10 protein-coding genes are annotated in these 9,796 nt (G+C 67.4%); 4 read left to right on the forward strand and 6 right to left on the reverse strand.

The annotated features are described in order from the left end of the window. Positions 1–191: 191 nt before the first annotated feature. From dacZ to ACNA7R_RS17240, 3 genes are all read left to right on the forward strand, one after another. A complete protein-coding gene (gene dacZ, locus ACNA7R_RS17230; protein WP_416284763.1) occupies positions 192–1,016 on the forward strand; it encodes a diadenylate cyclase DacZ in 825 nt (274 codons plus the stop codon). 1 nt (position 1,017) lies between these two features. Then, on the forward strand, positions 1,018–1,782 hold the full coding sequence (locus tag ACNA7R_RS17235; RefSeq protein ID WP_416284764.1) for a mechanosensitive ion channel domain-containing protein: 765 nt from the start codon (positions 1,018–1,020) through the stop codon (positions 1,780–1,782). A 227-nt stretch (positions 1,783–2,009) separates the two neighbouring features. Continuing rightward, positions 2,010–3,389 (forward strand): APC family permease, encoded by a 1,380-nt coding sequence (locus tag ACNA7R_RS17240; protein ID WP_416284765.1) that lies wholly within the window; start codon positions 2,010–2,012, stop codon positions 3,387–3,389. Here the strand turns inward: ACNA7R_RS17240 and ACNA7R_RS17245 are convergent. After that, complete coding sequence (locus ACNA7R_RS17245; protein WP_416284766.1) at positions 3,386–4,210, reverse strand: nucleoside phosphorylase; 825 nt, start codon at positions 4,208–4,210, stop codon at positions 3,386–3,388. The two genes, ACNA7R_RS17240 and ACNA7R_RS17245, sit on opposite strands and share 4 nt — an antisense overlap. 58 nt (positions 4,211–4,268) lie before the next feature. On the opposite strand from ACNA7R_RS17245, the gene ACNA7R_RS17250 reads away from it, so the two are divergent. Next, the gene (locus ACNA7R_RS17250; protein WP_416284767.1) at positions 4,269–4,700 is read left to right on the forward strand and encodes a DUF488 family protein; all 432 of its coding nucleotides are present in this window, start codon (positions 4,269–4,271) and stop codon (positions 4,698–4,700) included. Positions 4,701–4,716: 16 nt separating this feature from the next. Here ACNA7R_RS17250 and cdd read toward each other — a convergent pair whose 3' ends face one another. The 5 genes from cdd to ACNA7R_RS17275 all read right to left on the reverse strand — a co-directional run. Further along, the gene (gene cdd / locus ACNA7R_RS17255; RefSeq protein ID WP_416284768.1) at positions 4,717–5,106 is read right to left on the reverse strand and encodes a cytidine deaminase; all 390 of its coding nucleotides are present in this window, start codon (positions 5,104–5,106) and stop codon (positions 4,717–4,719) included. A gap of 48 nt (positions 5,107–5,154) precedes the next feature. Continuing rightward, on the reverse strand, positions 5,155–6,231 hold the full coding sequence (locus ACNA7R_RS17260; protein ID WP_416284769.1) for an ABC transporter permease: 1,077 nt from the start codon (positions 6,229–6,231) through the stop codon (positions 5,155–5,157). Next, the gene (locus ACNA7R_RS17265) at positions 6,224–7,450 is read right to left on the reverse strand and encodes an ABC transporter permease (protein ID WP_416284770.1); all 1,227 of its coding nucleotides are present in this window, start codon (positions 7,448–7,450) and stop codon (positions 6,224–6,226) included. Before ACNA7R_RS17265 ends, ACNA7R_RS17260 begins: the two co-directional genes overlap by 8 nt. Continuing rightward, positions 7,450–9,060, reverse strand: coding sequence for an ABC transporter ATP-binding protein (locus tag ACNA7R_RS17270; RefSeq protein WP_416284771.1), 1,611 nt, complete (start codon positions 9,058–9,060; stop codon positions 7,450–7,452). Before ACNA7R_RS17270 ends, ACNA7R_RS17265 begins: the two co-directional genes overlap by 1 nt. Positions 9,061–9,065: 5 nt before the next feature. After that, positions 9,066–9,796 (reverse strand): BMP family lipoprotein (locus ACNA7R_RS17275; protein WP_416284772.1); only part of this gene is annotated, 731 nt, incomplete at its 5' end.

Here is a 9,796-nt window from a genome sequence, read left to right on the forward strand (position 1 = left end):
AGGCATGATCGCTTTGGCCCGCCGTCGGTTCCAGCCCGCCAGTCGCTCGAGGGTCTCCGGACGATCGGTCGCGGCCGCCTCGGCACGATCAGTGCCGTAACGGCCGCTCGAGCACTCCGTGCCACACGTTGGCAAGACGGGCGTCAGACACTCCACAACGCTTATTCGCGCGGAAACGGCTTGTATGAGCAATGGCCGGGTTAGACGATGTGTTCGGTGATCTCTTCTCGAGCGTCGACGCCGTTGCACTCTTCTCTCCGAGCGGGTCGTACTACGAACGGTTCACGAACCTCGAGGAGGCGGACGACGATCTTGAGGTGATCGTCGTCGGCACCGAGAACGACGTCGGCGCGGACACGTTCGTCGAGCTTCCCCTCGAGTTCGACAACATCTCCGATCGGATCCGGTTCGGGCTCGAGGGCGCGCTCGATCAGGACATCATCGACGACGGCGACACGTTGGCGTGTGCGACGAGCGTCTTCAGCGACGACATCGACACCGTCTCCCGCGTGCGCGCCGACGCCGACGCCCGAACCGGTATCTACGATCTGTTCGCCCGCTCGCGGGCGGACCCGGAGGTCGTCAAGGCGGTGCTCGAGCTGGCGATCGAGCTGGGACAGAAGGGCCAGAAGGGGAAACCGGTGGGTGCGCTGTTCGTCGTCGGCGACGCGGGCAAGGTGATGAACAAGTCCCGGCCGCTGTCGTACAACCCCTTCGAGAAGTCCCACGTCCACGTCGGCGATCCGATCGTGAACGTGATGTTGAAGGAGTTCTCGCGGCTCGACGGCGCGTTCGTCATCTCCGACGCGGGCAAGATTGTCTCCGCGTACCGCTACCTCGAGCCCTCGGCGGAGGGCGTCGACATCCCGAAGGGCCTCGGTGCGCGCCACATGGCCGGCGGCGCGATCACGCGGGATACGAACGCCATCTCGATCGTGCTCTCCGAAAGCGACGGTCTCGTCCGGGCGTTCAAGGCCGGCGAGATCATCCTGGAGGTCGATCCGGAGGCGTACTAACATGGACTGGCAGACGCTCATCGACGAGCCGGCGGTGATAGCGACGGCGGTGTTGATCCTCGGGGTCGTCATCGGCTATCTGGTCGGACGGCTCAACGAGGAGCTGCTGACGGCCTCCGGCGTCCCCGAAGCCGTCGAGGGGACACCCTTCGAGCGGACCGCCCAGTCGCTTGGCACCTCGACGGTCGAGATCGTCGCTCGGCTGAGCGCGTGGTTCATCTACGGGATCGCCGTCCTGACCGCGATCCACATCGCGCAGCTGCTCGACACCGACGCGTTCTGGCTGCGGGTCACGGAGTTCATCCCGCAGGTGTTCGTCGCCGTCCTCGTGATGATCGTCGGCTTCATCGTCGCGGACAAATCCGAGCTGGCGGTCAGCGAGTACCTCCGCAGCGTCAAACTCCCCGAGGTCTCGGTGATCCCGAAGGTCGTCAAGTACTCCGTGTTGTACGTCGCCCTGATCATCGCGCTGGGGCAGGTCGGCGTCCACGTACTCGCGCTGTTGATCCTGCTCGCCATCTACGCCGCGGGGATCGTTATCGTCGGGGCCTACGCCTTCCAGGACTTCCTCGTCTCGAGCGCGGCCGGAATCTACCTGCTTCTCAACCAGCCGTACGGAATCGGCGACCGGGTTCGAGTCGGCGACCAGACGGGGATCGTCCAGGAGGTCGACCTCTTCGTCACCAAGATCGAGGACGACTCCGAGGAGTACATCGTTCCGAATCGGAAGGTCTTCGAGGACGGGATCGTCCGGGTACGGGAGTAGCCCGGGTCCTGCGGAATCGATCCCGAAGCGCTTCTCGCGAGTCGTCGACTCCTCGAGCGACGACGAGTCGTTTCGAAGCCCCCCTGTGCGCTTCGAGGCGCGCGACTCGAACGTCGGCCCCGACTGCCGCCCCAACCCATTCCGATGTAAGTGTATAGTCGTGTATTAGAAAACAGTGTTATCTGTATGCGTATCTTTATCAAACAGTAGCTCACTACTGGTGTGTAATGTCGAACCACGGTATAATCGACTCCGAGGTCGGGCTCGTCGGGGCGACGGTGCTCATCGTCGGCAACGTCATCGGGGTGAGCGCGTTCGTGTTGCCGGGGCCGCTGGCCGGCGACGCCGGCCCCGGGATCCTCCTGGCGCTCGGGCTCGCGATGATCCCGCTCGGGTTCGGGATCCTCATGTCCCTGCAGCTGGGGAGCGCGATTCCGGTCGCCGGCGGCAGCTACGTCTACGCCTCGAGACTGGTCGGTCCGTTCTGGGGCTTTCTGTTGCCCTGGATCACCATCCCGGGCGTCTGGGCGGGAATGCTCTTTATCGGGCTCGGGTTCGCCGAGTACGCGGGCTTCGTCGCCGACAACGTCCCCCTCGTCCCCGCAATCCCCGACCTCGCGCTCATCTACGGACTGTTGATCCCTTTCATCGTCCTGAACGTGCTCGGGATCACGGTGGTCGCCGTCGTCCAGTTCCTGATGGTCTCGCTGATCGTCGTCGGGATGCTCGCGTTCATCGTGCCCGGCGCGTTCATGATCGACGTCGACAACTACACGCCGCTGTTCCCCTACGGCGGCGGCGAGGTCATCGTCGCCATCGTCTCGCTGTACTTCCCGCTTCGGGGCTTTCGGCTCGTCGTCGAACTCGGCGAGGAGATGAAGGAGCCGGCGAAGAACATCCCCCGCGTGCTGGCGCTGTCGGCCGTCATCTCGCTCTCCCTGCTCGTCGGACTCGTCGCCGTCCTCGTCGGCACGACGAACCACGAACTGCTCGGCGGGATGGACGCCGCCGTCGCGCAGGTCTCGCTCGAGAACTTCCCCGCGGCGCTGACGGCGCTAGTTTTGCTCGCCGCCGCGATGGGTGCACTCACCTCGATCAACATGACCTACACCGCCTACTCGCGGCTGCTGATGCGGGCCGGCCGCGACGACATCATCCCCGGCGCGATCGCCCGGATCCACGATCGGTACGACTCGCCGTACGTCGCCGTCCTCCTGCTGGGCGTCCCGCCGTTGCTCGTTGCGCCGGTCTCGCCCGGAACCGTCACGCTGTCGGTCGCACTCTCGCTGACGATCCTGTTCGGGCTCGCGGTGTCGGGAATCGCGCTCTGGAACCTGCCGAAGACGTTCCCGGATCGCTACGAGTACTCGCTGTACCGGCTCCCCCCGTGGCTGCTCAAGGTCACGGCCGTCGGCGCGGTCACCTCGGCGGCGTTCCTCTGGGTCCTGGTCTCGACGCAGCTGCCGGTCATGGTCGCCGTCCTCGTCGGCTGGATGGCGCTCGGCTACGCCTTCTACCGCGCTCGACTGTGGTACTTCGGCGAGCGAGGGATCGACCTCGAGACGCGGATGCAGCGGCTCCACGAGAACGAGCGCCTCGAGAGCTAATCCTCGAGCGAGAGCCCGGCGTGCCAGCGGTCGACGCCCGCCTCCCGCTTCGTTTCGTCCATCTTCGCGAGCAGGTGGGTCGCGAGCGTGGCGGTCTCGGCGGCTCTGGACTCGCCCTCGGTGCTGAACTCGCCGCCCTGGCGGTCGGCATAGACCGTACAGACCGCGCCCGCCCGCAGCCCGTAGACGCTCGCGAGCGTCATGATGGCGCTGGCCTCCATCTCGATGTTTTTGACGTTCGCCTCGGCGAGTTGCTCGACCAGATCCGCGGAGCCGGCCGCCTCGAACCCGTCGAATCCGGGCCGGCCCTGGCCGGCGTAGAAGGAGTCGGCGCTCATCGTGACGCCGGTGTGGTAGTCGTAGCCGAGTCGCTCGGCGGCCGCGACGAGTGCGCTGACGACCTCGTAGTCGGCGACCGCGGGGTAGTCCTCGCGAACGTACTCGGCGCTGGTTCCCTCCTGGCGGAGCCCTCCGGTCGTGATCACGAGGTCGCCGACGTCCATCTCGGGCTGGACCGCACCGCAAGAGCCCACGCGGATGAACGTGTCGCAGCCGACCCGGGCGAGCTCCTCGACCGCGATGGCTGCGGAGGGGCTCCCGATCCCCGTCGAGGTGACCGAGATCGGCGTCCCCTCGTAGCTGCCCGTCGCGGTGCGGTACTCGCGGTGATGGGCCCGCATCTCGTGGTCGTCCCAGTAGTCGACGATGACCTCGAGCCGCTCCGGATTCCCCGGTAAGAGGACGGTGTCGGCGACGTCTTCGGCCGTGACCTCGAGGTGGTACTGTACGTCGGTGTTCGGATCTTCGCTGTCTCCCGGCATCAGGCGCGTCGGTTCGCACCCGCGGTGTATATAAATGCCGGGCTCCCGTAGCGCCGGTATGGCAGACGGCACCCTCGCGGACACCTACGTCGCCGCGATCCAGCACGACCTGGCCGACCTGCCGGCCGGGACGACGCGGGTCGGCGTCGTCCGGAAGCCGGCGCCGTGGTTCCACGCCGCCGTCGACGAGAACGTTCCCGAACTCGGCCCTCCGGGAGACCTCCTCGAGGAGATCCGAACCGCCGAGGACGACCTCAAGATACAGGGCCTGTGCGACGAAGGGGCCCACAACGCCGCCTGGGACCAGGTCGACTTCGGCGAGCGCTACCGGGAGCACCTCGAGGAGTCTCCGGAGGCGAAGGCGGCCCTCGAGGAGCTCGCGGCGCGTCTCGAGGACGGCGAGTCGCTGGCGCTGGTCTGTTACGAGAACACCGAGAAGAAGCGGTGTCACCGGACGATACTGCGGGAGCGACTCGAGGAACGGCCGTAAGACGGCCGCCTCACCACTACTCGAGCGTCTCCTGGCTGATCGTGTTCGGCAGCAGCTCCTCGAGGGTGTACTCGGCGACGTCGCCGTCGCCCTCGTCGCAGAGGACGACCAGGTCGCCGTCGCAGAACTCCGAGAGCGTCTGACGGCACATCCCGCAGGGGGTCACCCCGTCCCGTCGGCCGGAGCTGACCGCCAGCCGAGAAAAGTCGCGGTGGCCGTTCTTGACGGCCTCGGCGATCGCGACCTCCTCGGCGTGGAGGCTGTTGCTGAAGTTAGCGTTCTCGAGGTTGCAGCCGACGAACACCTCCCCGTCCTCGGTCTCGAGGGCGGCGCCGACGGGGTACTCGGAGTAGGGAACGTGTGCGTCCGTCTGGATCTCGCGTGCGGCGTCGATCAGGTCGTCCATACGGGCGCTACTGCGAGGGAGTCAAAGAAGCCACCGACCCGAAGGCGATCAGTCTTCGTCGCCGTCGTAGGCCTCGCCGGCGGCCTCCGGCAGCCGGGTCTTGCCGACGAAGACCAGCACGACGATCACCGTCGCGTAAGGGATCGTCCGGATGAGCTCCGTCGGGACGGCGTAGCCGAGGTTCTGGAGCTGGAACTGCATCGCCTCGAGCCCCGCGAAGAGGAACGAGCCGAGCAGCGCGCCGATCGGGTGGTAGTTCGCGAAGAGGTAGGTCGCGATGGCGATGAAGCCCCGACCGCCGATGGCGGTCTCGCCGCCCCCGGCGAACGTCCCCAGCTGGCCCAGCGCGAAGCCCGCCCCACCGAGACCGGCGAAGATCCCCGAGAGTAGAACCGCAGTGTAGCGCACCCGTCGAACGTCGACGCCCGCCGTGTCGAGCGCCTTCGGGTTCTCGCCGCTGGCGACGACCCAGCGACCGAACGCGGTTCTGTTGAGCAGATACCAGCCCGCGACCGCGGCCGCGAGCATGATGTACACCTGCGGGGGCGTGTCGAACAGCAGGTAGCCGAGCAGCGGGAGCTCCGACAACACCGGGACCGTGACGTTCTGGAAGTAGCCGACGCCCGCGGTGTTGGGGCTGTCGAAGACGATCCGGGAGACGAAGGGCGCGAGCCCGAGCGCGATCAGCCAGACGGCGAGCCCCGCGATGATCTGGTCGGCCTTGAAGTCGATACAGACGATCGCGAACAGCAGGGCGAACAGCGTGCTCACGAGGACGCCGACCGCGAAGCCCCACCAGTGGTGGGAGAGCATGAGCGTCGACTCGCCCGAGCCGAGCCAGAACGTGACGATGATCGCCGAGAACGCCGAGACGATCAGCAGTCCCTCGATCCCGATGTTGATCACGCCGCTCTTCTCGGCGAAGATACCCCCGATCGCGGCCAGCGCGATCGGGACGGCCAGTCGAAGCATCGTGGTGTGGGTACTCGGGTTGGCCGCGATCGAGAGGACCACGCCGGCCCACGAGTCGGGGAAGACGAGCCCGAGGACGATCCAGGCCGCCGTGATCGCGCCGAGGCCGACGAGCAGGGTCCGACGATCGGGTCTGGAGGGAAGCTCAATCATCGGCCTCACCTCCGGTCGACCGCGCCCGTTCGGGGTCGCCGATGTCGGCGTAGCGCCGCCCCATCATTCGGAAGAACTCCGGCATCGCGACGAAGAGGATGATCAGCCCCGAGAGGACGCCCACGAGTTCGGGCGGGACGTCCGTCGCGGTGTTGATCGCGTTCGACCCGCTCGAGAGCACACCGAACAGGAAGGCCGCCGCGCCGACTCCCAGCGGGTTGTTCCCCGCGAGGATCGAGACGGCGATCCCGTCGAAGCCGAGGGCGGGGACGTTCTCGAGCCAGCGGCCGTGTTCCATCAGCACCCAGAAGGCGCCGGCGACTCCGCCGAGCGCCCCCGAGAGCGTCATGCTCGCGACGGTCATGCGCTTCTCGTCGACGCCGCCGTAGGCCGCGGCTGCCGGCTGGATACCGCTCGTCCGGAGTTCGTAGCCGAACGAGGTCCGGGCGAGCAGCCAGGCAATGGCGATCATGAGCGCGACCGCGAAGCCGAGCGCGAGCAGGGAGAAGTCCATCCGTCCGCTGAAGCCGACGACCGGAACGTTCGGAATCTCCGCGTACTCCGGGATCGCTCGAGTCTGTGGGTTCGCGCTGTCGGGATCCTGGAACCGCCAGGAGAGCAGCGTCGAGGCGACGCCGGCCGCGATGAAGTTGAGCATGATCGTCGTGATGACCTCGTTGGCGCCCGCGTAGGCCTTGAGCGCGCCGGGGATCGCCCCGTAGAGCCCGCCGCCGACGGCGCCCGCGAGGACGCCGATCGGAATCAACAGAACGGTGCCGACGAAGCCACCGGGGACGTACGCCGCGGCGAACAGGACCGTCACCGCGGTCAGCAGCCCGCCGATGACCAACTGGCCCTGCGTTCCGATGTTGAACAGTCCCGCGCGGAACGCGACGGCCACCGAGAGTCCGGCGAAGATCAGCAGCGTCGTCTGTCGCAGCGTCGTCGCGAGGCTGTAGTTCATCGGGCTCCAGTCGCCCTCGAGGGGGTGACCCAGCGAGCCCAGGAATAGCTCGTAGTAGACCTGCATCGGGTTGTAACAGAAGGTGACGCCGGCGAGGTCGAGGCCGGCCCGACAGGAGGCGAAGCCCCCGGAGACGAAGACGAGGACGCCCCCGACGAGGATCGCGGCGAACAGCGCCGCGACGCTGATGGCGACCCGTTCGGCCACCGAGGCGTGGATCAGTCGTCCGAGCAGGCGCTCGAGGTCGTCGCGCATCAGCGATCACCTCCCTCGATGAGGTCGCTCGCTTCCGATTTCGTGGTCTCGCCGGGTCGTTCGCCGGCCATCAGCAGGCCGAGTTCCTCCTCGGTAACGGTGTCGGGATCGGTGACGTCGACGAACTCGCCCTCGTAGATGACCGCGAGGCGGTCCGACAGCGACTGGACCTCGTCGAGCGCCGAGGAGACGAGCAACACGGCCTTCCCCTCGCGCCGGAGGTCGAGCAGCCGCTCGTGGATGAACTCGGTCGAGCCGATGTCGACGCCCCGCGTGGGGTGGGTCGCGACCACGAGTTCGGGATCGCGCTCGAGTTCCCGGCCGACGACGAACTTCTGCTGGTTGCCGCCGGAGAAGGACTCGGCGTCGGCGTCGGCGTTGGGCGGTCTGACGTCGTAGGTCTCGATGACGTCCTCGGCGTGGTCCCGGACGCCGGTCCAGTCGATGCGTCCGCTCCGGGCGAACTGCGGGGAGCGCTGGCTCCCGAGCACGGCGTTCTCGACGAGATCGAACGGCATGACCAGCCCCTGTTCGTGGCGGTCCTCCGGGACGTGGGCCATCCCGCCCTCGATCCGTCGACGGCGGGGCCAGTTCGTGACGTCGTCGCCGTCGAACCGGATCGTTCCCTCGTCGGGCGTTTGCAGCCCCGTGATCGCCTCGATCAGCTCGCTCTGGCCGTTGCCGTCGACGCCCGCGATCCCGAGGATCTCGCCGGCCCGTACCTCGAGGTCGATCCCCGAGACGACCTCGACGCCGCGGTCGTTCTCGACGGTGACGTTCGACGCCGAGAGGATCGGCCGGCCGGTCTCGACCGGGTCGCTGTCGGCCTCGAGCAGGACCTCCCGGCCGACCATGAGTTCGGCGAGATCCTCGCGGCTGGTCGTCGCCGGCGCGACGGTGCCGACCGACTTCCCGTCCCGGAGGACGGTGATCGCGTCGGCCGAGTGCATCGCCTCGCCGAGCTTGTGGGTGATGAAGATGATCGTCTTCCCCTGGTCGGTGAGTTCCTCGAGGACCGCGTAGAGGTCCTCGACCTCCTGGGGCGTGAGGACGGCCGTCGGCTCGTCTAAGATGAGCACGTCCGCGCCGCGGTACAGCGCCTTCAGGATCTCGACGCGCTGCTGGGCGCCGACGCTCAGTTCGTCGACCGTGGCGGACGGATCGACCGAGAAGCCGTAGCGGTCACAGAGGTCCGCGATCTCGCGCTCGATGCGGTCGCGATCGACCGCCAGACCCCCCCACTTCCTGGGTTCGTTACCCAGCGCGATGTTCTCGGCGACGGTCATCGTGTCGACCAGCATGAAGTGCTGGTGGATCATGCCGACGCCCGCGTCGATCGCGTCGCGGGGTCTGTCGAACTGTCGGGGTTCGCCGTCGACGATAACCCGCCCCTCGGTCGGCTCGTAGAGCCCGTAGAGGACGTTCATCAGTGTCGTCTTTCCCGCCCCGTTCTCGCCGAGCAGCGCGTGGACGCTGCCCCGCTCGACGCGGAGGTCGACGTCGTCGTTCGCGACGACGCCGGGGAATCGCTTCGTAATCCCGTCGAGGTGAACGGCCAGGTCCCCGTTCGGCCGCGATCCCCCGTCGGTAGCTGTGCCAGGCTCGCTCATCGCGCTCACAACTCGTCGGGAACGTCGATCTCGCCGTCGATGATCTGCTGGCGCGTCTCGTCGATCTCGTCGGTGATCTCCTCGGGGATCTCGTCGCCGATCGACTGCCCGTAGACCGCCTCGACGCCGTCGTCCTCGAGGCCGATCTGCTCGGTCTCGCCGCCCTCGAACGCCTCGTCGACGACGGAGCCGATCGCGTCGAACACCGCCTCGTCGACGCGTTTGACCATGCTCGCGAGGATGACGTCGGCGTAGTCCTCCTGGCTCACCGACTGGTCGTCGTCGACGCCGATGGCGAACCGGCCCTGGCCCTCGGCCGCCTGGAAGACGCCGATCCCCGTACGACCGGCCGCGTGGAACACGATGTCGGCGCCCGACTCGTACATCGTCCGGGCCGCCTCCTGGCCGCTGGCCGTGTCGTTGAAGTCGCCGACGTAGCTCGAGAACACCTCCGCGTCCGGGTTGGCGTGTTCGACGCCGGCCTCGAACCCGGCGTGGAACGACTCGATCAGCGGCGACTCCTCGCCGCCGACGAAGCCGACCGCGGACTCGTCGGGGTTGGTCTCGCCGTCGCCGGCCGCAAACTCCTCGTCGGTCAACAGTCCGGCCAGGTTGCCGACCAGAAACGAGCCCGCGGGTTCGTCGAACAGGTAACTGCGGACGTTGTCGGCCTCGACGACCGTGTCGACGATGATGAAGTCCTGATCGGGGTACTCCTCGGCGTTCCCCGCGAGGG

The sequence above is a fragment of the Natronococcus sp. genome, from assembly GCF_047921035.1.
Taxonomy (GTDB): Archaea; Halobacteriota; Halobacteria; order Halobacteriales; family Natrialbaceae; genus Natronococcus.